At 60.0% G+C, this 24,422-nt stretch carries 24 protein-coding genes; 19 read left to right on the forward strand and 5 right to left on the reverse strand.

The window, feature by feature from the left end; all coding sequences use genetic code 11:
• The first annotated feature begins 19 nt into the window (after window positions 1-19).
• From nadA to OHL16_RS18445, 7 genes are all read left to right on the forward strand, one after another.
• Complete coding sequence (nadA, locus tag OHL16_RS18415; protein ID WP_263368663.1) at window positions 20-1,159, forward strand: quinolinate synthase NadA; 1,140 nt, start codon at window positions 20-22, stop codon at window positions 1,157-1,159.
• A 13-nt stretch (window positions 1,160-1,172) separates the two neighbouring features.
• The gene (locus tag OHL16_RS18420) at window positions 1,173-1,610 is read left to right on the forward strand and encodes a DUF2203 domain-containing protein (protein ID WP_263368664.1); all 438 of its coding nucleotides are present in this window, start codon (window positions 1,173-1,175) and stop codon (window positions 1,608-1,610) included.
• A gap of 171 nt (window positions 1,611-1,781) precedes the next feature.
• Entirely contained in the window at window positions 1,782-2,630 is an 849-nt protein-coding gene (locus OHL16_RS18425) for an FkbM family methyltransferase (RefSeq protein ID WP_263368665.1), read from the forward strand.
• A gap of 89 nt (window positions 2,631-2,719) precedes the next feature.
• Complete coding sequence (locus OHL16_RS18430; RefSeq protein ID WP_263368666.1) at window positions 2,720-3,148, forward strand: Fur family transcriptional regulator; 429 nt, start codon at window positions 2,720-2,722, stop codon at window positions 3,146-3,148.
• 33 nt (window positions 3,149-3,181) lie between these two features.
• On the forward strand, window positions 3,182-4,678 hold the full coding sequence (locus tag OHL16_RS18435) for a catalase (protein ID WP_263368667.1): 1,497 nt from the start codon (window positions 3,182-3,184) through the stop codon (window positions 4,676-4,678).
• Between the two features lie 212 nt (window positions 4,679-4,890).
• The gene (locus OHL16_RS18440) at window positions 4,891-5,430 is read left to right on the forward strand and encodes a peroxiredoxin (protein WP_263368668.1); all 540 of its coding nucleotides are present in this window, start codon (window positions 4,891-4,893) and stop codon (window positions 5,428-5,430) included.
• A 91-nt stretch (window positions 5,431-5,521) separates the two neighbouring features.
• The gene (locus tag OHL16_RS18445) at window positions 5,522-6,070 is read left to right on the forward strand and encodes a carboxymuconolactone decarboxylase family protein (protein WP_263368669.1); all 549 of its coding nucleotides are present in this window, start codon (window positions 5,522-5,524) and stop codon (window positions 6,068-6,070) included.
• Window positions 6,071-6,116: 46 nt separating this feature from the next.
• On the opposite strand, the gene OHL16_RS18450 is transcribed toward OHL16_RS18445, so the two are convergent.
• Window positions 6,117-7,061, reverse strand: coding sequence for a M28 family peptidase (locus OHL16_RS18450; RefSeq protein ID WP_263368670.1), 945 nt, complete (start codon window positions 7,059-7,061; stop codon window positions 6,117-6,119).
• Between the two features lie 213 nt (window positions 7,062-7,274).
• Between OHL16_RS18450 and OHL16_RS18455 the strand changes: the two genes are divergently transcribed.
• On the forward strand, window positions 7,275-8,414 hold the full coding sequence (locus OHL16_RS18455) for a lactonase family protein (protein ID WP_263368671.1): 1,140 nt from the start codon (window positions 7,275-7,277) through the stop codon (window positions 8,412-8,414).
• 197 nt (window positions 8,415-8,611) lie between these two features.
• Window positions 8,612-9,754: an SH3 domain-containing protein gene (locus OHL16_RS18460; protein ID WP_263368672.1), complete on the forward strand. Its 1,143-nt coding sequence runs from the start codon at window positions 8,612-8,614 to the stop codon at window positions 9,752-9,754.
• 9 nt (window positions 9,755-9,763) lie between these two features.
• On the opposite strand, the gene OHL16_RS18465 is transcribed toward OHL16_RS18460, so the two are convergent.
• The gene (locus OHL16_RS18465) at window positions 9,764-10,918 is read right to left on the reverse strand and encodes a DegT/DnrJ/EryC1/StrS family aminotransferase (protein WP_317891095.1); all 1,155 of its coding nucleotides are present in this window, start codon (window positions 10,916-10,918) and stop codon (window positions 9,764-9,766) included.
• 228 nt (window positions 10,919-11,146) lie between these two features.
• Between OHL16_RS18465 and hfq the strand changes: the two genes are divergently transcribed.
• The 9 genes from hfq to atpC all read left to right on the forward strand — a co-directional run bounded on the left by hfq (window position 11,147) and on the right by atpC (window position 19,766).
• A complete protein-coding gene (gene hfq, locus OHL16_RS18470; RefSeq protein WP_263368673.1) occupies window positions 11,147-11,455 on the forward strand; it encodes an RNA chaperone Hfq in 309 nt (102 codons plus the stop codon).
• A 43-nt stretch (window positions 11,456-11,498) separates the two neighbouring features.
• On the forward strand, window positions 11,499-12,995 hold the full coding sequence (hflX, locus tag OHL16_RS18475; protein ID WP_263368674.1) for a GTPase HflX: 1,497 nt from the start codon (window positions 11,499-11,501) through the stop codon (window positions 12,993-12,995).
• Window positions 12,996-13,333: 338 nt separating this feature from the next.
• The gene (locus OHL16_RS18480; protein ID WP_263368675.1) at window positions 13,334-13,801 is read left to right on the forward strand and encodes a F0F1 ATP synthase subunit B family protein; all 468 of its coding nucleotides are present in this window, start codon (window positions 13,334-13,336) and stop codon (window positions 13,799-13,801) included.
• On the forward strand, window positions 13,798-14,517 hold the full coding sequence (locus OHL16_RS18485; RefSeq protein ID WP_263368676.1) for an ATP synthase F0 subunit B: 720 nt from the start codon (window positions 13,798-13,800) through the stop codon (window positions 14,515-14,517). The genes OHL16_RS18480 and OHL16_RS18485 overlap by 4 nt, the downstream gene beginning before the upstream one ends.
• A complete protein-coding gene (gene atpH / locus OHL16_RS18490; protein WP_263368677.1) occupies window positions 14,517-15,056 on the forward strand; it encodes an ATP synthase F1 subunit delta in 540 nt (179 codons plus the stop codon). The genes OHL16_RS18485 and atpH overlap by 1 nt, the downstream gene beginning before the upstream one ends.
• A gap of 71 nt (window positions 15,057-15,127) precedes the next feature.
• Window positions 15,128-16,669 (forward strand): F0F1 ATP synthase subunit alpha, encoded by a 1,542-nt coding sequence (gene atpA, locus OHL16_RS18495; RefSeq protein WP_263368678.1) that lies wholly within the window; start codon window positions 15,128-15,130, stop codon window positions 16,667-16,669.
• 2 nt (window positions 16,670-16,671) lie between these two features.
• Window positions 16,672-17,763, forward strand: coding sequence for a F0F1 ATP synthase subunit gamma (locus OHL16_RS18500; RefSeq protein ID WP_263368679.1), 1,092 nt, complete (start codon window positions 16,672-16,674; stop codon window positions 17,761-17,763).
• A gap of 18 nt (window positions 17,764-17,781) precedes the next feature.
• Entirely contained in the window at window positions 17,782-19,224 is a 1,443-nt protein-coding gene (atpD, locus tag OHL16_RS18505) for a F0F1 ATP synthase subunit beta (RefSeq protein WP_263368680.1), read from the forward strand.
• 110 nt (window positions 19,225-19,334) lie between these two features.
• Window positions 19,335-19,766, forward strand: a complete 432-nt coding sequence (atpC, locus tag OHL16_RS18510) for an ATP synthase F1 subunit epsilon (protein WP_263368681.1) — start codon at window positions 19,335-19,337, stop codon at window positions 19,764-19,766.
• A 116-nt stretch (window positions 19,767-19,882) separates the two neighbouring features.
• Here the strand turns inward: atpC and aroE are convergent, their stop codons facing one another.
• On the reverse strand, window positions 19,883-21,511 hold the full coding sequence (gene aroE, locus OHL16_RS18515) for a shikimate dehydrogenase (protein WP_263368682.1): 1,629 nt from the start codon (window positions 21,509-21,511) through the stop codon (window positions 19,883-19,885).
• Between the two features lie 195 nt (window positions 21,512-21,706).
• On the opposite strand from aroE, the gene pgeF reads away from it, so the two are divergent.
• Window positions 21,707-22,558: a peptidoglycan editing factor PgeF gene (gene pgeF / locus OHL16_RS18520; protein WP_263368683.1), complete on the forward strand. Its 852-nt coding sequence runs from the start codon at window positions 21,707-21,709 to the stop codon at window positions 22,556-22,558.
• 137 nt (window positions 22,559-22,695) lie between these two features.
• Here the strand turns inward: pgeF and OHL16_RS18525 are convergent, their stop codons facing one another.
• A complete protein-coding gene (locus OHL16_RS18525) occupies window positions 22,696-23,031 on the reverse strand; it encodes an HU family DNA-binding protein (RefSeq protein WP_263368684.1) in 336 nt (111 codons plus the stop codon).
• Between the two features lie 251 nt (window positions 23,032-23,282).
• The gene (gene sppA / locus OHL16_RS18530) at window positions 23,283-24,392 is read right to left on the reverse strand and encodes a signal peptide peptidase SppA (protein WP_263368685.1); all 1,110 of its coding nucleotides are present in this window, start codon (window positions 24,390-24,392) and stop codon (window positions 23,283-23,285) included.
• Window positions 24,393-24,422: the final 30 nt, after the last annotated feature.

The following is a 24,422-nucleotide window of genomic DNA, read 5'->3' on the forward strand; positions in this document are numbered from 1 at the left end:
AGACTGAAGGCGGAGTAACTTGAGCGTACTGATGGAAGAGGTCGCGGCATCGACCGCGGCAGAATCTGCAGCAGAAGCATGTTCCCTCGAGAACTACCTTACCCAGCCGGACCACACGATGGATGCGCGCATTGCAGCGGCGCGTGCCACGTTGGGAACCGACGTCGTCCTGCTGGGGCACCACTATCAGCGCGACGAGGTCATCCGCTTCGCCGACTACACTGGCGACAGCTACAAGCTCTCAAAGATCGCCTCGCAGACCGATGCAAAGTACATGCTCTTCTGCGGCGTGCACTTCATGGCGGAGACTGCCGATGTTCTCGCCCGCCCCTGGCAGCAGGTCATCCTGCCCGACCTCAACGCTGGCTGCTCGATGGCCGACATGGCCGAGATCGGCCAGGTCGAGGACTGCTGGGACTCGCTCGAGCGCGCCGGTCTCACAGGCGACCTGATTCCGCTCACCTACATGAACTCCGCGGCAGCGATCAAGGCGTTCTGCGGAGAGCACGGCGGCCTCGTCTGCACCTCGTCGAACGCTCGCGGAGCCTTCGAGTGGGCCTTCGAGCGCGGCAGCAGAATTCTCTTCCTGCCTGACCAGCACCTCGGCCGCAATACCGCGTTCGCCATGAATATTCCTCTCAGCGAGATGGTCGTCTGGGACCCGTACCAGATCAATGGGGGTGTCAGCCCCGACCGTCTGCGCGCGGCGAAGGTCATCCTCTGGAAGGGCCACTGCTCGGTCCATCAGCGCTTTCTCCCCGAGCACGTCGATCGCGTTCGTCGCGACTACCCTGAGATGCAGGTCATTGTGCATCCTGAGTGCCGCTGGGAGGTCTGCCAGAAGGCCGATGCACTGGGCTCGACCGAGCGCATCATCGAAGTCATTGAGAAGGCTCCAGAGGGCGCGAGCTTCGCCGTCGGCACGGAGATCCATCTCGTCAACCGGCTCGCCAAGCGGTTCGCCCCGCTGGGCAAGCGGGTCATAACGCTTGACGACTCCGGCTGCCTCTGCACGACGATGTATCGCATCTCGCCGCAGCATCTCGCCTGGTCGCTCGAAAACCTGGTTGCAGGCCACGTCGTCAACCGCATCCAGGTGGATGAGGATGTCAAGCATTGGGCGAAAGTTGCCCTTGATCGTATGCTTGAGGTGAAGTGAGAGGGAAGCACGATTGAGCCGCATCTTTACACTCAGCGAGGCGCAGACTCTGCTGCCTGTCGTCGAGGCGCTTCTACGCAAGGCGCAGACCGCAGGTCAGCACGTCTCTGAGCTTGAGGACGAGATGCAGCAGCTCAGCCAGCGGATTTTTCTGCTCGGCGGCGTGCACGTCGACGTCGCGGTCGCTGCGCGCCGCCGCGCCGAGCGGGATAAGTCTGTGCAGGAGGCAAAGGACACGCTCTCCGAGATCGACGCAATCGGTGTGCAGGTGAAAGACCTGGAACAGGAGCTGCTCGACTTTCCCTCCGTTCTCGACGGCAAGTCGATCCTGTTGTGCTGGAAGCTCGGCGAAAAGGAGATCGCCTACTGGCACACTCCCGAAGACGGCTTCGCTGGACGCAAGCCGCTGGATCCGCGCCAAGGCAAGACGGAACGCGAACGGCTGAACTGAGGAACTGCTTCCCGGCGTTCTCGCGGAAATTCATTGAATGGTATGGGATTCTAGGTAGACTCGAATGGTTATGGTCCCAGGCAGTATTCTGTGTCCAGCAACTCATCCTCCCCATGGTGGCCACGTATGGCGTTTCAAAATACGAGAAGCATCCTGAGTCTTCAATCACCGTTGAGCAGTTGGAAGCTTCTGCTTGTTGCGGCAACATTTACCCGTCCCAAATTCCGCTTCATCTCGCGGCCACTTCTCTGGCCTTTCATTCACAAGGGTGAGATCTCTCTCCGTTATTGGTGCTCCCAGCGCTATCTGAAGATCTTTCTGCGAACATCCGAGTTATCAAGCGATTTTCAAAGCGCTCTCGAACTCTGCGCTCGAGATACCTACCATCTCGACCATGGCTTCCATCCTGATCTCGTCATCGATGGAGGCGGCAATGTGGGTCTCTTTACGCTTCGTGTAGCGGCAATGGAGTCTTCGGCTGCCAAGCCTCCGAAATTTGTGATTTATGAACCGATGCCGCATAACAGCGAGCAGTGCCGAAGGCATCTTGCAATCAACCGGATTGACGCAGAGATCGTGAATGCCTGCCTGGGTGGGACCCGCAGATCGATCCCGTTTTACTGCCGCGGAGCGATCGACAGCAGCTTCGACGCTGCGAAGCCCTACGACAGTGTCCTGCAGATGCCCGTCCATCTCCTGAAGGATGCGATTGGCACTTACCCTGCGAAGCGTATCCTCATCAAACTCGATATCGAGGGTATGGAAGTGGAAGCTCTCTCCGCTCTTCTGCCCACAGAGGAGCGGCCAGTGTATGTCGTCGGTGAACTGCATGATGTCTCTGTGAACCTGCCCGCGTTGGAGCGGCTTATGGAGGAGCACGGTTGGAGCTTCGAGTGCGGGGAAGTCGCCGGCGACCAGGCAATCTTCCGGGCATGCTCTCCTGCGGCTCTTCCGCTCCTCCCCTCCATAATGCAGATAAAAGGACGTGCTGCCGCGGGTCGCTCGATCGAGATGGCTTAGCGGCCAGCCTGCCTTCCCAGGGAAGCCTGTGGATAACTTAATTTATCGAACGATAATATTTATCATCTTTTCCGGGATAGACTGAGGAAGTGCAGACCCTGTCGAAACTGACGTTCCGTGAACTCTGTGCCGAACATGGCATCGCAGTGACGCATCAGCGTCAGATGCTGTACGAGGTCATGCAGAGCATGGAAGGCCATCCCAGTCCGGAAGAAGTCTACGCCCGGATCAAGAAGAAGGTGCCAGCGATCTCGCTGGCAACCGTCTACAAGAACATCCACTTGTTTGTAGAGAGCGGCATCTTTCGCAAGATGAGCATGCACCATGGCTCAGTGCGCGTGGAGATGAACGACGAGGCACATCACCACATGGTGTGCTCACGCTGTAAGTCAATTACCGATATCGGAGAGCAGGAGCTCGGACTTGTGTCGAAACGGCATCGCCTGCCCGGAGGCTTTTTGGTCGAGCGGTATGCCGTCGATGTGATTGGCCTCTGTGCAAAGTGTCAGAAGGCTTAGTTTCAACCTTATAACCGTATTTTGAGGTGAAGCATGGCAGAAGAGCTAAAAGGCAAAGTAATGACAACGGATGCAGGCCGGCCAGTCGGCGATAATCAGAACTCTCTTACGCTCGGACCGCGCGGTCCTGTCGTGTTCGAAGACTTCCTTCTGTTCGAGAAGATGGCGCACTTCAACCGCGAGCGTGTCCCGGAGCGCGTCGTTCACGCCAAGGGCTCAGCCGCATACGGCACGTTTACCGTGACGAATCCGGATATGGCGAAGTACACAACTGCCAAACTCTTTGACAAGGTGGGCAAGCAGACCCCCACCTTCCTCCGCTTCTCGACCGTTGGCGGCGAGAAGGGTTCAGCCGACACTGAGCGTGACCCACGCGGCTTCGCGCTGAAGTTCTACACCGAGGAAGGGAACTGGGACATGGTGGGCAACAACACCCCAGTGTTCTTCATCCGCGATCCGCTCAAGTTCAGCGACTTCATCCACACGCAGAAGCGCGACCCCGCGACCAACCTCAAATCGCCGACGATGATGTGGGACTTCTGGAGCCTGTCACCTGAGTCGCTCCATCAAGTGACGATTCTGTTCTCTGATCGCGGAACTCCGGACGGCTACCGCCATATGAATGGCTACAGCAGTCACACCTTCTCGCTCATCAACGCCAAGGGTGAACTCTTCTACTGCAAGTGGCACTTCAAGACCAAGCAGGGGATCAAGAACTTCACGCGCGAGGAGGCCGATAACATGAAGTCGGTCGACATGGACTACTCGCAGCGCGACCTCTTCAACGCCATCGAGAAGGGCGATTTTCCCAAGTGGAGGGTTCAGGTCCAGATCATGCCCGAGGCCGATGCCGCCACGTATCACATCAATCCGTTCGATCTCACCAAGGTTTGGCCGCATAGCGATTACCCGGTCATCGAGGTCGGCGAGCTTGAGCTCAACCGCAACCCGGAGAACTACTTCGCCGAGGTGGAGCAGGCGGCGTTCGACCCGAAGAACGTTGCCCCCGGCATGGGATTTTCGCCGGACAAGATGTTGCAGGGACGCCTCATCAGCTACCCTGACGCACATCGCTACCGCATCGGTGTCAACTACAACCTGCTGCCGGTGAATGAGCCGAAGTGCCCGTACAGCACTTACAATCGCGACGGCTCCATGCGCTTCAATGCGAACGGCGGCAGCACTCCGAACTACGAACCGAACAGCTTCGGCGGCCCGACGCAGCACCCGAAGTATGTCGAGCGTCCGACAAGCTACAGCACGTCCACTGTTGGCCGCTTCAGCCACCGCGAGCACGACAGTGACTACTACACGCAACCCGGCAACCTCTTCCGTCTGATGAGTCCGGACGCGCAGGAGCGGCTGGTGGGCAACATCGGCTCCAGCCTCAGTCAGGTTGAGCAACGTATCCAGGACCTGCAGATCAACCACTTTTACAAGTGCGATCCGAAGTATGGTGAAGGCGTTGCAAAGGCCATCGGTCGTAAGATCGAGGACATTGTGAAGAAGGAAGAGTTAGTTTCAGCCTAGGTAGGAATAACTACCTTACTAGCCTGTTGTCACAACTTGAAACTATGCAAAAAACGGCCTGAAATATGGCCGTTTTTTCTGCTTTAAGTGGCTATAACTGATATGATTGTAAATGTAGTTTAAGTGTCTTTTGTCCGTTTTCTAGCTACGTAACTTGTAAACTTACTGTTCATGACTAATTGATTGATCGAACCCTGGGAGGGTACTGCAATATGCTTCAGATTGGCGAAAAATTTCCTGACTTCAGCCTGACGGCAACTATCTCGACTGAAAAGGACGAGGCCAAGGCATTCACCACCATCACGGAAGAGTCGTACCCCGGCAAGTGGAAGGTGTACTTCTTCTGGCCCAAGGACTTCACCTTCGTGTGCCCGACTGAGATCGCTGCCTTCGGCAAGTTGAACGGCGAGTTCGCGGACCGCGATTGCCAGATCCTGGGAGGCAGCACCGACAACGAATATGTCCACGCTGCGTGGCGCACGCACCATGCAGACCTGAAAGATCTGCCCTTCCCCATGCTGTCAGACATCAAGCGTGATCTCTGCGGGCAGCTCGGTATCCTTGACGAGAAGGCCGGTGTTGCGCAGCGCGCCACGTTCATCGTCGACCCGGACAACATCATCCGCTTCATCTACGTGACAGACCTCTCTGTGGGACGTAATCCGCAGGAGGTGCTGCGCGTGCTCGATGCGCTGCAGACCGATGAGTTGTGCCCCTGCAACTGGCAGAAGGGCGAGGCGACACTCGCTTAACGTTTCCACAGTAAATACGGGCGTGGCCGCTCACGCGGTCGCGCCCCTTTTTCATACGTGGCTCTTACGCACGTGAAGGATGGACTCTGTAATGGCACTGGATGAGTTGATCGGCGGCCTCCCCGCCTATGCAAAAGACCTCAAGCTGAACTATTCCTCGCTGGTCAAACAGAACAACGAACTGACCCCACAGCAGCTCTGGGGAACCGTTGTCGCGGCCGCAATCGCAACGCGCAACCCTGACCTCACTGCGGCAGTCATCGCAGAGTCCGAGGCGAACGGCCTCAATGCGGGAGCGCTCGACGCGGCCAAGGCGGCGGCGGCGATTATGGGGATGAACAACGTCTACTACCGTTTTCATCACCTCACCTCGAACGAGAAGTATGCGGCCTTGCCGGCGCGCCTGCGCATGAATGCGCTTCGCGGGCACTCGGTCGACCACGTCGACTTCGAACTCTGGTGTCTCGCTGTAAGCGCCGTGAACGCCTGCGGTAAGTGCGTTGATTCCCACGAGCACGTGCTTCGCCAGAAAGGCGCGACCGAGGAGCTGATCAATGCGGCCATCCGAGTGACTGCGATCATTCACGCCATCGGCGTAGTGCTTGATTCGGAGAAGGCATCGCCAACTCCTGCGGCATAATCTCTTTCAGCCGTAATAGAAAGGTGCGGACCGAGTCAGCACCTTTCTATTTTGCGGGAGTTGTTGCTACCGACTCCGGCCTGCCTCCGTTGCTCCACTTTGGCTTCCACCCTGTATTCGCCAGCCACTGAATCGGCTGCACCATTGACGCGATTGCGTTCGTCATATGAGCAAAGTCAATCGTGCGAATCTCATCCGACGGCTGGTGGTAGTCCTTGTGTAGGCCGTAACTGGATACCGTGTGCGCGATGATCCCGCGCCGCGCAAGCGCATAGTTATCGGAGCGCTGGTAAAAGCCCTCCGTAGGATGGGGGTCTTTCACTAAATGCGCTCCGTGTTTAGCGAGTTCTGTCCCGAGATCTGACCGTTCAAAACCCGTTAACCACAACGCCCCCGCAGGTACCGTCGAATCTGGGCGTCCAATCATCTCGAACTCGAGGTTTGCGACGATATTCGCAAGCGGGACCGGAGGATGATCGAGGAATGCGCGATTCCCAAAGCCGCCAATCTCCTCAGAGCCGAAGAGGGCAAAGATGATCGTGCGCCTTGGCCTCGGACCGGCCGCGAGCAGATGCGCAAGGCTCAACACCGCTGTCGTGCCTGAGGCGTCATCGTCCGCTCCGTTATAGATGCTGTCACCGTTCACAGCGGGGCCGACGCCCAGATGGTCGAGGTGTGCGGTCAGCAGGACCACCTCATTCGGCAACTCCGATCCGCGAAGAATCCCGACGGCGTTCCACGTCTCTTTGCGAGGCGTGTCTTCGAATTTGGAGAACCGCTGCTGCATACGCGGAGGCAAAGGGTTCGGGAGCGGAGTCTTTTGAAGGTAGGTTCCGTTGTCGCCTCCGGCCTCCAGGCCAATCTCTGCGAACTGGGATGCAGCAAAGAGGGCGGCGATGTGTTCGTCACGGGTAGCCGAACCCCGCCCATGCAACTCGTCATCGGCGAGAAATGCCATGTCGGCGCGTATCTCGTGCTCCAGCGAGAACATACTCGCTGCCGTTTTCGTTCCCGCCGAGTCCAATGGATGGGTCTGTTGCCCATGGCAGGCAGGTTCAGGAAATAGCGCAAAAACCAGGACGGCAGCAGACACCAGACGCAGGGATTGAAGCGACGACATGACGCCGATTATAGAAGAGCTTCCTCAGAGGTTTACGGGAACTCGCTGGCTTGCGAAGATGTAGATCGGAGAGGTCAAGGCGCAATGAAGGCAACAACAGTGGCCAGGCAGTGGAGCGTGGTTTTTTTCATTCTGGTTGTGCTGTCAGCTTTGACAGGCTGTGGCGATTTCTTTATTTCACCCCACGCAGCCGGCGGAGGGGGCGGAACGACGACCGGCAACTACGTCTACGTCGCGAACGGCACGACCGACACGTTAGCAGGATACTCCATCGGAACCGGCACTCTAACGGCAATCTCAGGCTCTCCGCTTTCGGTCGGATACGCTCCTCTCGCTGTGGCTGTTACTCCTTCCAACACCCTCCTTTACGTCGCCGGCGCAGGCGCCATCTATGTTTACAAGATCAACTCCAATGGCTCACTCACCGGCTCCAGTGGTGGCGCGGCCGTTGCCGTTGTTAACGTCGCATCACTCGCTGTCTCGCCCGACGGCCAATGGCTCTTTGGTCTCGACGTCACAACTACGGTCTTGGACGAGTTCAAGATTGATCCATCGACCGGCGCACTAGCCGGGGTGGGAACCATCCCCTACGTAGTCTCAGACGCCCATGTAGCGCCCAAGGAGGTGCGCGTCGCGCCTACTGGAAACTTCGTCTTCGCCGCGCTTGGGACGGGTGGAGACGTCGTCTTCACCCTCAATACGACAACTGGCGCCGTAGCCACCAGCCAGCACCTTGCGCTCAACTCGTCGCAGACCAGCGACAATGGGATCGCCATCGACAGCACGACCTCAAACCTCTTCATTGCGCGCAGTGGGCTCAATGGCGGAGTCGCTGTCTACAGCATCGGCGCGGCCGGAGCGCTTACCCAGATCAGCGGATCACCGTTTAGCGCCGGATCGGGGCCGGCCTCGGTCGTGCTCGATAAATCAGGCAAGTATGTGTACGTCGCCAACCGCACCGACGCTACTATCTCGGGCTACTCCATCGGCGCGACGGGAGCTCTGAGCGCACTCAGGGGTTCACCCTACACCAGTGGCACGCTGGTCACGTCGCTCGGTACCGATAAGACCGGAGCCTACATCCTCGCCGGGGCGTTCGGCGGTTCGCCCGACCTCTCCATGTACACCATTGGTACCACCAATCTTGGGCAACTTGCGCTAGCCACCAGCACCGCTACGGGAATGGATCCAGCCGGCGTCAACGAAATCGCTCTTACTCACTAACTTTGGAGCGGTTGACCAGAATGGTATCCGGTCCTGGATTTCCGAGGCAGTTTTACAGGTCTGTCTTTCTATCTCGATAATATGTGTACAGCGGCCCATGAAGGCTGCGGGGTTTTACGGCCATCTTCACCACCTTGCGACAATCCGGTTCAATCAGCGCGTTCTCCGCACTGGCGCGAAGCCTCGGAGCCTGTCTCGTGCTGGCCCTCACGTTGACCGGCTGCTCTCGTCTTCGCCCGAAGCCCCCTCAGCAATACGTCTACGTCACAGCGAAACAGACCTTCCTGAGGGACCGTGTCGCCGCCGTCTCCAACCGCGTAGGCACCGTCGAGAACGGAGAGAAGCTCCAGGTCCTTGAGCGTGGACGCCGCTTCCTGCGCGTTCAGTCCGAGAAGGGCGAGCAGGGTTGGATTGACGAGAAGGCCGTCGCGACCCAGGAGATCTTCGATCAGTTCGGAGCCTTGAAGCAGCAGCATCAAGGTGACCCCACGATCGCCTCCGCTGTTGTGCGAGACGACGTCTACCTGCACTCCAAGCCCGGACGCGATACCGACCGCTTCTACCGGCTGTCTGAGGGGGAAAAGCTCAAGCTTCTGCGCCGGGCGACGCTGCCTAAGCCACTGCCTCCGGGCCAACGGCCGCCAAAGCCGGTTGCGCCTGCCGATTCGGGGGATAAGCCCGCGGAAGAAGACAAGGCAGAGACTTCGGTCCAGCCAGTTCAGCCGATGGAAGACTGGTGGCTGGTTCGCGACTCCAAAGGCGACACCGGATGGCTTTACAGCCGCATGATCGACGTGGATGTGCCCGACTCGGTCGCTCGCTACTCCGAGGGCCAGCGTATGGTCGGGGCTTACGTGCTTACCACTGTCAACGATCCGGACGCGCCGCAGGACGACAAGAACATCCCCATCTACGTCACGGTGTTTGGCCCTTACAAGGCCGGCCTGCCCTACGATTTCGACCAGGTGCGTGTCTTCACGTGGAACATTAAGAAGCATCGCTACGAGACGGCCTTCCGCGAGCGCAACTTTGAGGGCTATCTTCCAATAGAGATCAAGATGGCCGCCGATCGGTACGGAAAGGCCCCCGCTGCCACGGCGCCCGCTCCCACCTTCACATATCGGGTACTCTCAGCCGACGCGGCGCCCGTCGTTCCCGATCCCGTTACTGGGGATATAGTGCCGGGCAGGACCGTCCTCAAGACCTATCGGCTTGAGGGCAATGTTGTTCGTCGTATTCTTGCGCCCGGCGAGACGGCCCCCGACGTGGCCCACCCCGAGCCCATCGCCGACAAAAAGAAAGACCTCAAGAAGAAGGGAATAGCGAAGAAGCGGCATTAGCCGTGTTCCTCAGCGATAGAACTCCCGTATCGCCTCGACCACTGTCTGCTGCTCGTCCTCTCGCAGTTCCGCATACATCGGCAGCGCGAGCACCTCGTCGGCGGCCCTTTCGCTAACCGGGAAATCTCCCTGTTTGTATCCCAGGCTGCGCAGGCTCTCTTGCAGGTGCAGCGGAAGGGGATAGTAGATCTCACTGCCAACCTGTCGCTCCATCAGGTGCTCTCGCAGCGCATCGCGTCGAGGTGCGCGAATCACATACTGGTGGAAGACATGCGTGGCGCGAGCGTCGGTCTCCGGAAGCACGACGCCATCCGCAACGTTCGTTGCCGCAAGTCCAGCCTGCCGGAACAGTTCGTCGTAACGGACAGCCCGTGCCTGCCGCTGCCGGTTCCACTCCGGCAGATAGCGCAGCTTCACCTCCAGCACTGCAGCCTGAAGCGTGTCGAGCCGCGAATTCCAGCCCACCTCGTCGTGGTAGTAGCGCCGCCGCATCCCGTGGGCGCGCAGCATCTGTGCCCGTTCCGCGAAGGCGTCCGATCCAGTCGTCACCAGCCCGGCATCCCCCATCGCGCTCAGGTTCTTCGTCGGATAGAAGCTGAAGGCCGCAAGATCGCCCAGAGCGCCCGCGTGAACTCCTCTCCACGCTGCACCGAAGGCCTGTGCCGCGTCCTCGATCAACAGAACACCGTGCCGCTGCTTCAGGGCCGCAAAGGCGTCCCAGTCGGCGCATTGCCCATAGAGGTGGACCGGCATCACGGCCCTAACCTTCCCTCCATCCGCAGTTGCGAGAACGCGCTCGACGGCCTCGGCAGAAAGATTGAAGCTGCCCGGTTCGATGTCTGCCAGCAGAGGCCGCGCTCCCGCGCGCAGGATCGAGCTGACTGAAGCAAAAAAGCTGAAGGGAGCCGTGATAACGGCGTCGCCGGGCCCGATTCCAGCCGCAACCATCGCCAGCCAAAGGGCATCGGTCCCGCTGGCGCAGCCTATGCCGTGGCTTGCTCCGCAGGCCACGGCAGCCGCGCGCTCGAAGCTCTGGACCTCTGGCCCCAGAATAAAACGCTGCGAAGTGCAGACTTTTTCGATGGCAGTCAGAATCTCTTCGCGGATCCCGGTGAATTGGCGGGAAAAGTCAAGCATTGGTACGGGTTGAAGCTTGGTAGGCACGACTCTCATGGTATATCGGCACCGCGTCATAAATCGCTCGCCGTTCGTCTAATAGACAACGGGAGAGTCCCATCAGGGCTCTCCAAGTTGAAAATTGTTACTGATACTCGTATCGTTTACCTCTCAGCTCCTTTCGACGGCGTTTCCGTCGGCCGGAGTCGTCTGAAGTCGGTGGAGTACGGCGGGACTTCTTGTTGGAACTACTTTTACCTAAAGGAGATCGGCACCATGGAATCAAAGCCGGCACAGAACATTCAGGATACGTTTCTTAACACGGTGCGCAAAGACAAGAGCCCGATAACGATCTATCTGGTTAGTGGAGTCAAGCTCACAGGAAAGATTCGCTCCTTCGACAAGTACTCCGTGCTGCTTGAGAACAACAGCCAGGAACAGTTGATCTTCAAGCATGCCATCTCGACTGTGGTTAGCGGACGAATCGCGGGGGGCGCGTCTCACACTGAAAGCAGACCAGCTGCTACGCACGCTCCCGCGGCTCCCGTGGCCGAGATTACGAGTGCGGCAGCAGCCAGCCGTTGATCGTTAATATTGCGGCGCACCGCTTGACTTGTTGCCTGATACGTTGACAGACTCCTTCATTGGCGTAGATGGGAAGACCTCGCCCAAGCGGCGCTCCCTCGTCGAGCTTCAACAGGCGGCAGCAGCAGAAGACCGCCTGCCGCCCGGCCGGTCCCGTGCCGAGCGAGCCGCGCTGGTCGCAGTCGAGTTCACTGGCGAGCGTCGCAAACTGACCTCGGCAGCAACGCTCGCGCGAAAGGCCGCACAGGTTCTTGCAGAGGCAGGCAGCGAAGCCCCCGATCCCGTGCCGCACTCCGCAGATCTTGATTTCGAAGCCTCCGTCGCTGAGTTCGAGGAACTCGCCCGCAGCGCCGGAGCTGAGATCGCCGCGACTCTTGTCCAGCACCGTCCCCGCCCCGATCCCGCGACACTTGTCGGCCGAGGCAAACTCGAAGAGATTTCTGGCGTCGTCGGCTCCACGCATGCCAACCTCGTGCTCTTCGATCATGACCTGACGCCCTCGCAGCTCCGCAACCTCGAGGCGAAGCTCCCCTGCCGCGTCATTGACCGCACGCAGCTCATCCTCGACATCTTCGCCCGCCACGCGCGCACTCGCGAGGGCCAGCTTCAGGTCGAGCTCGCGCAGCTTGAATACCAGCTCCCGCGCCTTGCGGGTCGCGGCCGCACGATGAGCCAGCTGGGTGGCGGCATTGGTACTCGAGGTCCCGGCGAGACGCAGCTCGAGACCGACCGGCGCAAGATCAACCTCCGCATCGACCACGTCAAGCGCCAGCTCGAATCCGTGCGGCGCATTCGCCGGCAGCAGCGTCAGCGCCGCGAGGCAGTGCCTGTCCCGGTCGTCGCTCTGGTCGGTTACACCAATGCTGGAAAGAGCACGCTCTTCAACGCGCTTACCGAGGCTGGCGTGCTTGAGTCCTCGCGCATGTTCGCAACGCTCGACCCCAAGCTCAGCCAACTTGTGCTGCCTTCGCGCCGGCGCGTGCTTCTCTCAGATACGGTGGGCTTCATCCGGAACCTTCCCCACACACTCGTCACCAGCTTCCGGGCAACGTTGGAAGAAGTGGAACGCGCCGAGCTTCTGCTCCATGTCCGCGACGCCTCAAACCCCATGCTCGACGAGCAGAAGGTGCAGGTGGAGCGGGTTCTCGGCGAACTCGACGTCGCCGGCAAGCCCATCATCGAGGTATGGAACAAGATCGACCTGCTCGCGCAGGAGCAGCGCGGCCAGATCGCCGGGCCAGGCAGGGCCGCCGTCTCGGCGCTCACCGGGGAGGGCCTCGACGGTCTTCTGGCCGCCATTGACGCAGCCCTGACTGCTGACCCCATCATCGAGATGCAGTTCCGCCTTCCGCAGTCGGAGGGAGCCATCCTGGCCTCGCTCGAGGCAGGAGCCATCCTCAGCGACAAGCGATTTGACGGTAATCTGGCGTTCTTCACCGCACGCGGGCCCGCTTCGCTACTTGATCGCTTCCGCAGGTTTCAGGAGAAGGGTCGTGAAGCTGGAAAAGTGGTTGAAAAACAAGCTCCAGAATTAGCATAGGTCGCCTGAAAGGGGAGCGGAGGTGGTGTCCCCAATCACGCGACCTATGTGACCCAGAGAAGGGTCCGGGTGGTGTTTAAAATTCTACGGGTTTTGCCGCGGAAGTCAAAGGCGACCCCGTGACCAAATGGAGACCCAAAAAACGTTCTAAAACCGCACGTATCAATCGATTATCGAAACGCCCTGGTTTGACACTCGACGAAACGCTTTGCTAAAACAAGGTGTACCGCAATCTTGCAATTTAATAAGCAGGTCATCCTTCTATCAGTTCGCTCTACTCGAAAGGCTGGGTAGACGGCGAACAACAGTACATCCCAACGGCTTCGGCCACCCTATTCATGGACGAGATACTCAATCAACTCGGTGGACTTGTGCTCGGCTCCGTGCCGACCATGATCCTCTTTATTCTTCTGGTCACCGCGTACGGCCTGCTGGTTCGCCGGCCTTTGAACCGCGTGCTGGCCGAGCGGCGCGCTCGCACCAGTGGCGCTATGGATCAGGCCCGCGGAGCAATTGCAGCAGCCGAGGCCGAAGCGACAGCCTACGAAGAGAAACTGCGCGCCGCCCGCGCTGAGATCTTCGCCGCCCGCGAAGCCCGGATCAAACAGTGGAACGCAGAGCGGGAAGTCGCACTCGATCAGGCGCGCCAGGCCTCGCAGAACCGTATCGCCGTCGCCCGCCTAGACATTGAAAAGAGCGCAGACGAGGCTCGCGGTCATATCGAAGCCCTCAGCAGCGAGCTCAGCTCCCGTATCCTCACCGCCGTGCTGCCTGCCAGCGTCGCCGCCACGGAGGTCGCCCAGTGAGCCGCTCCACGCACAAGAAACTCTTCGCTGGTCTCTTCCTCGCATCGATGCTGATCATGCCAGTAGCTTCGCGCCTCCACGCTCAGGGGGCTGCACCGGTCGCCACCTCCGCTGCTAGTTTCAGCGCGCCGGAGACGCAGGCGCCCGAGAAGAATAAGGAAGAGGATGAAACCGAAGCCTTCCGTCACTCCGCCGCCGTCAAGGCCATCGGAGCGAAGCTCGGTCTCAATCCCGACCAGGCTGCAACAGTCTTTTCCGTTCTCAACTTCGCAGTCCTCGCCATCCTGATTGGCGGGTTCCTTCTGAAGAAACTGCCCAAGACCTTCCGTGATCGCTCCTCGTCGATTCAAAAGCACTTAGTCGAGGCCCGCACGGCTACCGAGGAGGCCAATGCCCGCCTCTCGGGAGTTGAAGCCCGTCTCAGCAAGCTAGATGCGCAGATCGCTGCGATGCGCGCCCAGGCAGAGAAGGACATCGCCGCCGAAGAGCAGCGCATCAAGGCATCCGTAGAAGAGGAGAAACAGCGTATTCTCTCCTCAGCCGAGCAGGAGATCACCTCGGCCACGGCGCAGGCCCGCCGCCAGTTGCAGCAGTATGCCGCCGAGCTTGCGATCGAGCAGGCTGCGCGCAAGCTCGCCGTGAATGCAGAGACCGACCGCCTGCTCGTACAGGATTTTGCCCGCCGCCTTACTGGTGAGAAAGAGGGGCATAACTAATGTCGGCCATCGCTCTCCGCTACGCACAGGCCTTTGCTGCAGTTGTTGCATCGCACAAGCTCGATGCCCTCGCGACCCGCAAGCAGCTCTCCGATTTCAACGACACCCTGGCCGAGAGCCACGCACTCCGCGAGGTGCTCTCGAACCCCGCGATCCCGAGCGATCAGAAGCTGAGGGTTCTCGATGTCATCGCTTCGCGCCTTGGCGTGCTCCCGCAGGTTCGCAACTTTCTCGCGGTCATCATGGATCACCAGCGTATCTATGAGCTCAGTGAGATTCTTGACGAGTACCGTGGTCTGGCTGACGAGCAGGCCAGTCTCACCGAGGCGGAGGTCACCACGGCCCATCCGCTCAACAGTCAGGACCGCGCCGAGCTTGAGGCGCAGGTCGCAAAGCTGGCCGGCAGCCACGTTCGCGCGACCTACCGCGAGGACTCCTCGCTCCTTGGCGGAGTCGTTGTCCGCATCGGATCGACGGTCTACGATGGCTCGATCAAGGCCCAGTTGCTTGGCCTGAAGCAGAAGCTGATCAGCGCATAGCCCGGCTGCAACCGCTCCAGGCGCGACAAAACTTGAAAAAGAGATTGATACGAATCGAGTAGAAGGAAGACATGGCACAGATCAACGCAGATGAGATAACCGAGCTGCTTCGCCAGCAGATTGAGAACTACGAGCAGAAGATCCAGGTCGACGAGGTCGGCACCATCATCTCCCTCGGCGACGGAATCGCCCGCCTCCACGGCCTCGACAAGGTCATGGCCGGCGAGCTCATCGAGTTCCCCCACAACGTCGCCGGACTCGCGATGAACCTCGACGAGGACCAGGTTGGTGCCGTGCTCCTCGGCGACTACACCGAGCTGAAGGAAGGCGACCAGGTCAAGCGTACCGGGCGCATCATGTCGGTCCCCGTCGGCAACGCCATGATCGGCCGCGTCGTCAATGCTCTCGGCCAGCCCGTCGACGACAAGGGCCCCATCAACGCCACCGAGTACCTCCCCGTCGAGCGGCTCGCCCCCGGCGTTATCTCCCGCCAGTCTGTGCGCGAGCCCATGGCCACCGGCATCAAGGCCATCGACACCATGATTCCCATCGGCCGCGGCCAGCGCGAGCTCCTCATCGGCGATCGCCAGACCGGCAAAACCGCCATCGCGCTCGACACCATCATCAACTCGGCCAAGAACGACCTCATCTGCATCTATTGCGCCATCGGGCAGAAGCGCTCCTCGGTTGCGCAGGTTGTGCAGACGCTCGAAGAGTACGGCGCGATGGCCTACACCATCGTCGTCGCCGCCACGGCCTCCGAGCCCGCGCCGATGCAGTACCTCGCGCCCTTCGCCGCCACGGCCATCGGCGAGTACTTCCGCGACAACGGCAAGCACGCCCTGGTCATCTACGACGACCTCTCGAAGCACGCCGCGTCCTACCGCGAAATCTCGCTGCTCCTCCGCCGTCCCCCGGGACGCGAGGCCTACCCCGGCGATGTCTTCTACCTCCATTCCAGGCTCCTCGAGCGTAGCTCGAAGCTTTCCGATGAGCTCGGTGGCGGTTCGCTGACGGCGCTTCCCATCATCGAAACCCAGGCAGGCGACGTCTCGGCCTACATTCCGACCAACGTCATCTCCATCACCGACGGCCAGATCTTCCTCGAAACCGACCTCTTCAACTCCGGCGTTCGCCCGGCGGTCAACGTCGGCCTCTCGGTCTCGCGTGTAGGCTTCTCGGCGGCCGTCAAGGCCACCAAGCAGGTCGGCTCCACGCTCAAGCTCGACCTCGCGCAGTACCGCGAACTGGCCGCCTTCTCGCAGTTCGGCTCCGATCTCGACGCCGTCACGCAGCGTCAGCTCAACCGCGGCCAGCGCCTCACTGAGCTGCTTAAGCAGCCGCAGTTCCAGCCGCTCACCGCAGAGAAGCAGGTAGCCATCCTCTTTGCCGGAACCAGCGGCCTGCTCGACGACGTCGCGGTCAGCGACCTCCGCGCCTTTGAAGACGGCCTCTACCCGTACCTCGAGTCCACGGGAACCGTTCTCGCCGACATCGCCACCAAGAAGGCCCTCGATGACGACATCAAGTCCCGCCTTACCCAGGCGATCAAGGACTACAAGGCTGACTTCCTCGCCTCGCGCAAGGAGAAGGAGGCGGCTGCGGCCAAATAACCATGGCAAACGTACTCGATCTTCGGCGTCGCATCCGCAGCGTCAAGAACACGCGGCAGATCACCAAGGCCATGAAGATGGTCTCGGCGGCTCGCCTGCGCCGCGCACAGGACCGCGCCATGACGGCCCGCCCTTACGCGCAGATGCTCAGCAGCGTGCTGGAGTCGCTCGTCCGCCGCACCGACATGTACAACGAGCAGACCGGCGAGATCCTCCATCCGCTGCTCGTCGAGCGCGAGGAGAAGAACGTTCTGCTCGTCGTCGTAGCGGGAGACAAGGGCTTCGCTGGCGCTTTCAACTCCAACCTCATCAAGGCAGGCCACGCTTTCATTACCGAGCGCCGGGCCAAGGGTCAGAACATCGACATCGAGCCAATAGGGCGCAAGGCCATCGCTTTCCTGGCCAAGAAGTATCCGACCGCCGTCTACGAGAAGAAGGAAGAACACTACGATAACGAGCTCGCTACCCACTATGAGGTTCTGCGCCACCGAGCTGAGCCCATCGAGATCACCGAGCCCCAGGCCGACCTGCTTCATAAGGTAGAGATCGACGAGGTAAGCGACGTCGTTCACTCCATCATCGAACGATATACCCGGGCCGAGATCGACTCTGTCTATCTCGTCTACAACGAGTTCAAGTCGGTCATCGCGCAGCGTGTCGTCGTTGAAAAGCTCCTTCCCATTCGCAAGCTGGGCTCGCACGAGATTACGGCCGCCGAAGAGATGACCGAGGAGCAGCGCGAGGCTGCAGCACACGCAGCAGCCACCGCTGGCGTCAGCGTCTACGAGCCTGAAGAGTCGGTGATCGAATTCGAGGCTAAGAAATTCGGTACGGCTGACGTCGAATACATCTTCGACCAGAAGCCCGAGCGCCTCTTCCGTCACCTCATGCCGCGCTATATCACTACGCAGATCTTCCACGCACTGCTTGAAAGCGTGGCCTCGGAGCACGCGGCGCGCATGACCGCGATGGATGCGGCGACCAACAACGCCGGCGAGATGATCGACGCTTACACGTTGCAGATGAACCGCGTGCGGCAGGCAGCGATTACGAAGGAAATTATTGAGATTGTGAGCGGAGCAGCAGCTCTGTAAAAGAAACGAAAGAGACCTATGGCAGAGAATATTGGAAAAGTAATCTCAATCAGCGGCCCGGCCGTTGACATTCAGTTCGAAGAGGCCAGGATGCCGGCCATCTATCAGGCCGTGCGCATCGTCAGCGAAGGCTTCGACGTTCCTAAACCCATGGACGTCGTCGTCGAGGTTCAGCAGCACCTCGGCGAAGGCCGTGCGCGCTGCATCGCCATGGTCGCCACTGAAGGCCTCGTCCGCGGCATGAAGGCCATCGACACCGGCGGCCCCATCACGGTCCCCGTAGGCCGCGAGACCCTCGGCCGCGTGCTCAATGTACTGGGAGAGCCCGTCGACGAACTCGGCCCGGTCAACGCCAAGCACCACATGCCCATCCACCGGCAGGCTCCGGCCTTCGACGAACAGTCCACCTCAGAGGAGATGTTCGAGACCGGCATCAAGGTCATCGATCTCATCCAGCCCTTCTTGAAGGGCGGCAAGATTGGCCTCTTCGGCGGCGCCGGTGTCGGCAAGACCGTCGTCATTCAGGAGCTCATCAACAACGTCGCCTCCAAGCACGGCGGCTTCTCCGTCTTCGCCGGCGTCGGCGAGCGCACCCGCGAGGGCAACGACCTCTGGCACGAGTTCCAGGAGTCCGGCGTCATCGATCCCAAGGATTACAACAAGTCCAAAGCGTCGCTTATCTACGGCCAGATGACCGAGCCGCCAGGGGCACGTCTCCGCGTCGCCCTCACCGGCCTCACCGTCGCCGAGTACTTCCGCGACAACGAGGGAGCCGACACGCTACTCTTCATCGACAACATTTTCCGCTTCACTCAGGCCGGCTCCGAGGTCTCCACCCTGCTTGGCCGCATGCCTTCGGCCGTGGGCTACCAGCCCAACCTTGCCACTGAAATGGGCGAGCTGCAGGAGCGTATCACTTCGACCAAGAAGGGCTCGGTAACCTCCGTGCAGGCCGTCTACGTTCCCGCTGACGACCTCACCGATCCGGCCCCGGCCACGACCTTCGCTCACCTCGACGCCACCACCGTGCTCTCGCGTCCTCTCTCTGAGCTGGGAATTTATCCCGCTGTAGATCCGCTGGCCTCCACCTCGCGCATCCTCTCTCCGCGCGTCGTCGGCCAGGAGCACTACGATGTCGCCCAAGGCGTCAAAAAGATCCTGCAGCGCTACAAGGACCTTCAGGACATCATCGCCATCCTCGGCATCGACGAGCTCTCCGAAGAGGACAAGATCACCGTCGCCCGCGCCCGCAAGGTGCAGCGCTTCCTCTCGCAGCCCTTCCATGTGGCCGAAATCTTCACCGGCATCCCAGGAGCCTACGTCAAGGTTGAGGACACCATCCGCTCGTTCAAGGAGATCATCGAAGGCAAGCACGACGACATCCCAGAGCAGGCGTTCTATCTCAAGGGAGGCATCGAGGAGGTCCTTGTCGCCGCCGAGAAGATGAAGGCAACGGTATAAGGCAGCCATTAGCCGCCAGCCCTTGGCTTTTAGCTCGGGCTGGCGGCTGTAGACAATGTAAATTCAACAAGCCTCCAGCTAAGAGCTGGAGGATAAGAGCTAAAAGCTAAATGGCAGACACACAACAAACCGGCCTCTTGACCGTACGGCTCGTCACCTCAGACCGCGTCCTCCTCGATGCAACCGCCGAGGCCGTCGAGTTGCCGTCCATGTCGGGCTACCTCGAGGCCCTCTACGGTCACGCGCCGCTCCTCGCTGAGTTGGGCGCAGGCGAGGTTCGACTCCACGGCGGCAGCTCCGGCGACCAGAAGTTCTTCGTCGCGTGGGGCTTCGTCGAGGTCCTTCCAGAGCGCGTCACTATCCTCGCCGAGACAGCTCTCCACCCCAACGAGATCGACGTTGCCGAGGCTCGCCAGGAGCTCGCCGAGGGCGAGAGGCTCTGGAACGAGGCAGGCGACGACGGCGAGAAGTACGACGAAGCCGCTGCCGTTACCCGCAAGGCCGAGGAGAAGATCGCCTCCGCCGAAGGCAGAAGCACCTAGACCCCACTCAGTTTTTCAGGGGTCTTGTTTCAAAGGATTTGTTCAGGTTCCCTGTTTCACAAACTAGAAGGCCGCCCAGTTTGGGCGGCCTGTTTTTTCAGCCAAAGCAAGCTGCGTCAGGACGCCTTCCTTGCTTTGGCCGGCTTCGCCTCCGGAGCGGGCTTGGCCTCTGGAGCAGCCTTGGTCGCAGGCGCTGGCGTCCCTTCAGCGGCCGCCTCGGCCTGCTGCTTCAGCACATGGATCACGACCCGCAGCATCTCTTCCTCCGGAGCGGGCTTGCCCGTCCATATCTCGAACTGCCGCGCTCCTTGATGCACGAACATCTCCACGCCGGTTATCACAGGGATATTCTGCTGTCGCGCCAGCCTGAGCAGAGGCGTCTCGACCGGGTTATAGACCAGGTCGAAGACCAGTTTCGTGTTCAGGTCCTTTGCATCGAGAATCGGCGAGCCCTTGATCCCTGCCATTCCGATCGGCGTCGCGTTGATGATCGCGTCAAACGAGGTCTTCGGCAAGGCATCCTTCTTGATCGTCTTTGAACCCGACTGCTTCGCCAGCTTTTGCGCCGTTTCTGCCGTGCGATTCAGGATGAAGACCTCCGCGCCCTTGTCCCGCAGGCCGAAGACAGCCGCCCGCGCCGCGCCGCCCGCGCCAAGCACCAGCACCTTCGCGCCGCGCAGCGACATCCGCCTCTCCAGAGGCCCAACGATGCCCGCAACGTCCGTATTGAACCCGTAGAGCTTGCCGTCCTGCGCGCGCAGCACAGTGTTGCAGGCTCCAATCTTCGCCGACAGGGGATCGGTGCGCTCCAGATGCTGCATGATCTCCTGCTTATGCGGCATCGTGATGCTCAGTCCCTGGATGGGAATCTCCTGCACCAGCTTCAGCAGGTCGCTCACCTTGATGGCCTGTAGCGCCAGATAGACCGCGTTCACCGTCTCGCGCCGGAACGCCGTATTCATCATGATGGGCGAGAGGGAACTCTTGATGGGATTTCCTGCCACGCCATAGACCTTCGTCGCTGCATCAACCTGGTCGATGCGGTACGTCTCGATCAGTGTGCGCGCCGCGATCTGCCCCGGCCCCGTCTCTTCGCCCGGCGTTGCCGCGGCAAAGGTAAACGCGCTTCCCGCGCGCAGCCCAAGCACGCGCGAGATGATTCCCATATCGCCCATGGAGATGCCGATGATGTTCGAGTGCTCGTTCATCCGCTCGATAAAGCGCATCAGCGTCACGTTATCGGTCAACGTCTTCGCCGTGGGAACGACCTTCATGAAATCAGGCTGAAAGGGCTCAATCCTCTTGTAGATTCCATCGAGGTCCTTCGTCGCGTTGAAGTCGTGATGGCTGATGATCAGCGCCACGCCGGTATCACGCAGCTTCTGAAGCTCACCCTTCTTCAATGCCTCAGAGGACTCCAGTTCGAGATCCACCAGGTGAAATCCCGAGTCTGCCGCCTTGGACAGGACCTCCATCTCTGCCGCGAGGGTGCCAGTAAACCTTCCGCCATTGGCCTTGCGGCGACAGGTCGCGATGCCGGTGGCAGCCGTATTCTCCGCGAAGAAGTTTTTTAGCTTCGGAAGCGCAAGCAGGGGTTTTTCAAGGTAGTCGAGACGAAACTCAAGAAACGGGGTCTCTTTGACAACAGCGCTCGCCTTTTCAAGCATTTCCGAGGCGGAGTTGCCAATGATTGCGACACAGATCTTTCCAATGCGGGAACGGAGAAGTTGGGGGGATAGGGGCACATTCGCTCTCATGTTAGACGGGGGGTATCTTACAGACCTGTGACTCAGGATGCAAATTTTGTTGAAAATAAAGGGAGTTAGCTGGAGGCCAGAAAAGCCACACCTACCCCATGACCGATAGACGGCTAGGAGCCGCGAAGGTCACCCCTCAAGGTTGAAGTCTTCCGGTGTCTGGGGTTTTAGAATGAGGGAATTATGGCTGCGGCTGACGTAGTGAAGGTTCCGGGATGGGAGTTCGATTGGCTGCGACATGGCTTCAGCACGCGAAGCGGTGGGGAATCATCGGTTTACGGCGGACAAACGCTGAATCTTGGCTGGACGAAAGAGGATGACCCGGAGGCTGTGGCGGCGAACCGGCGACTCTTCCTGCAGTCACTTGCGGGAGAGACGAACGGTATGTCCGGCCTCCGCCTGGTCACCATCCGGCAGGTTCACTCCAGGACGGTTCGAGTTATCAGGGCGGACGATGGTGCGCTGGGAAGCCGTCTCGAGTCTCCAGAGGGCAAAGCGGTGCTCGAAGGGGACGGCCTTGTGACCGATGTGCCCGGAGTGCTTGTGGCGGTCGGCACGGCGGATTGTGTGCCTGTGTTGGTCGTTGATGAGGCGAAGCGCGCTGTGGGGGCCTTCCACGCCGGCTGGCGCGGTACTGTCGCGAAGATCGTCGAGCAGGGTGTTGTGACCATGCAGCAAGAGTATGGATCGCGGCCTGAGGACCTTAGAGCAGCGATTGGCCCCGGCATTGGCGCGTGCTGCTACGTCGTCGGCGATGAGGTGCGCTCGAACTTCGACGCCCAGTTTGCCTATTCGGGCGAACTCTTCCGCGAGGCCGAGAGCTCTTCCAATGGCAGGAGGCAGTTCTACGTCAATCTCTGGGAGGCGAACCGGAGGCAGCTTCTGGCGTCCGGCATCGCGCCGGAGCGCATCGCCGTCATCGGGGAGTGCACAGGCTGCTCGCGCAACGCTGCAGGCGAGAGGCGCTACTTCTCACACCGCGTTGAGCATGGCGTGGCAGGCCGCATGTTGAATGCGATCGGGGTCGTCGCATAAAGAACTGATTCGAAGCTCTGGCCTTGCATCTGGCTGTAGTCGAACTGCAACAAATGGCAAGCAGACGCGGAACATAACTGATGAGCGAAAGAAAGCAAGCGCCTCCTTTCGATGATGGTGCAGCGGTGAGCTTCCGACTACATCGCTGGAGGGTGATGCGGATCGACGCTCTCAACCTTCTTCGCCTTGGCCGGGTCGGGCGGGTTCACTGAATCGCGCAGTTCCTTGGAAGGTTTGAAGAAGGGAACTCGCTTCGCAGGAACATCAACTTTGGCTCCAGTCTTCGGATTGCGGCCAGTCCGGGCGTTTCTCTGCCGCGTCCTGAAACTGCCGAAGCCGCGAATCTCAATCTTGTCGCCGGATTTGAGGGCGCCGATGACAGACTCAAAGAGGGTATCGACGATAACTTCGCCATCGCGGCGGGTCAAGTCGCCCAGTGCGGTCACCTTGTCGACAAGATCAGCTTTGGTCATGAGTGAGATTCCTTTCCTGCATTTGGGGAGGGCTTGTGGGTATCGCCGACATTCCCTTTGTTATTGATTGTAGATGGGATGTGGGTTTTTAGGGAGAAGGATGCTTCAAAAGAAATAAAGAAGTGATCATGTTGCCAATAGATGCTGAAAAATGTGTCCAGGTCACTAACCTGAAGAAAAAAGACCCCTTCTTCAGGGGCCTCATTCGAATCAGATTTCACTATCTCAGGTAAATCTTGATCTGCCGTCTTTTACTTCCACATGAAGTAAAAGCCCGGAGCGCGGTTCAGTAGCTGGCTGGGGTTGGGAAACAGGTCTTCGCCGTCATCGGCAAGAACCGCCAGCAGGCCACGTTTGTTCTTCGGGGGGCGAACAATAGTTGGTTCCCCCGAGATTCCCACATCACGCGCGGTATCGATCAGCGCCGTGCGGAAGCCACCGATTTTGTCGATCAATCCCAGCGGAAGCGACTGCGAACCCGTCCACACCTGGCCCGTAGCCAGCGGCTTGATCTTATCCGCGGTAGTGTGACGTCCCGTAGCCACATCGCTGACGAACTGGGTGTACATATTGTCCACCAGCGACTGAAAGTAAGCCTGCTCCTTCGGTGTCAGATCGCGGCTCGGGTCGCCCGCATCCTTCAGTTCGCCGGCTGTGATCGTGATGTTCTTCAGCTTGGCCCAGCGCAGCAGATCGCCGTAGTTGGTCCACTCCATGATCACGCCGATGGAGCCGACCACTGAAGCGTCGTTGGCATAAATCTTGTCGCAGCCGCTCGCGATGTAATATGCGCCGGAGGCTCCCACCGACTCGACCGAGGCGACAATCTTCTTATGCTTCTCGCGCCGAATGCGCATCACTTCCTGGTAGACCTCCTGCGAGGCCGCCGCGCCGCCGCCGGGCGAGTTGATGTGCAGCAGGATCGCCTTGACCGAGGAGTCGTCTCCAAACTTTCTAAGCTCCGCGTTGATCGCCTCCGGCGAAAGAATGACGCCAGTAATATCGACGACTGCGATCGCGTTGCTGCTGAGTGCAAGGCCCGCGCCGGTTCCCGTGACTGAGCGCATCGTCACCCACACCATCACGCTGATCAGCAGGCACAATGCGGCAAACGATCCGCCAATGACTCCGACGTAGAACCACGGCGAGCGCTTGACCGGAGGCGCGGCGTTATACGGCGGCCTGTAAGCCGGCGGGTATCCTGCCGGATACCGAGGCTGATAGCCGGGAGGATACCCCGGCGCTCCATATGGAGGCGGCGGATACGCCGAAGCGGGCGCGGCATACGGGCCGGACTGCGGCGGCGGAGGCGGCGTTGACGGAGGAGTTGCGGGCGATGGATGTTCGAAATCTTCCGGCATGGTGTGGAGTGTAGCAGGGTGACGTTACCT

This window comes from Edaphobacter bradus (assembly GCF_025685645.1).
Classification (GTDB): Bacteria; Acidobacteriota; Terriglobia; order Terriglobales; family Acidobacteriaceae; genus Edaphobacter; species Edaphobacter bradus.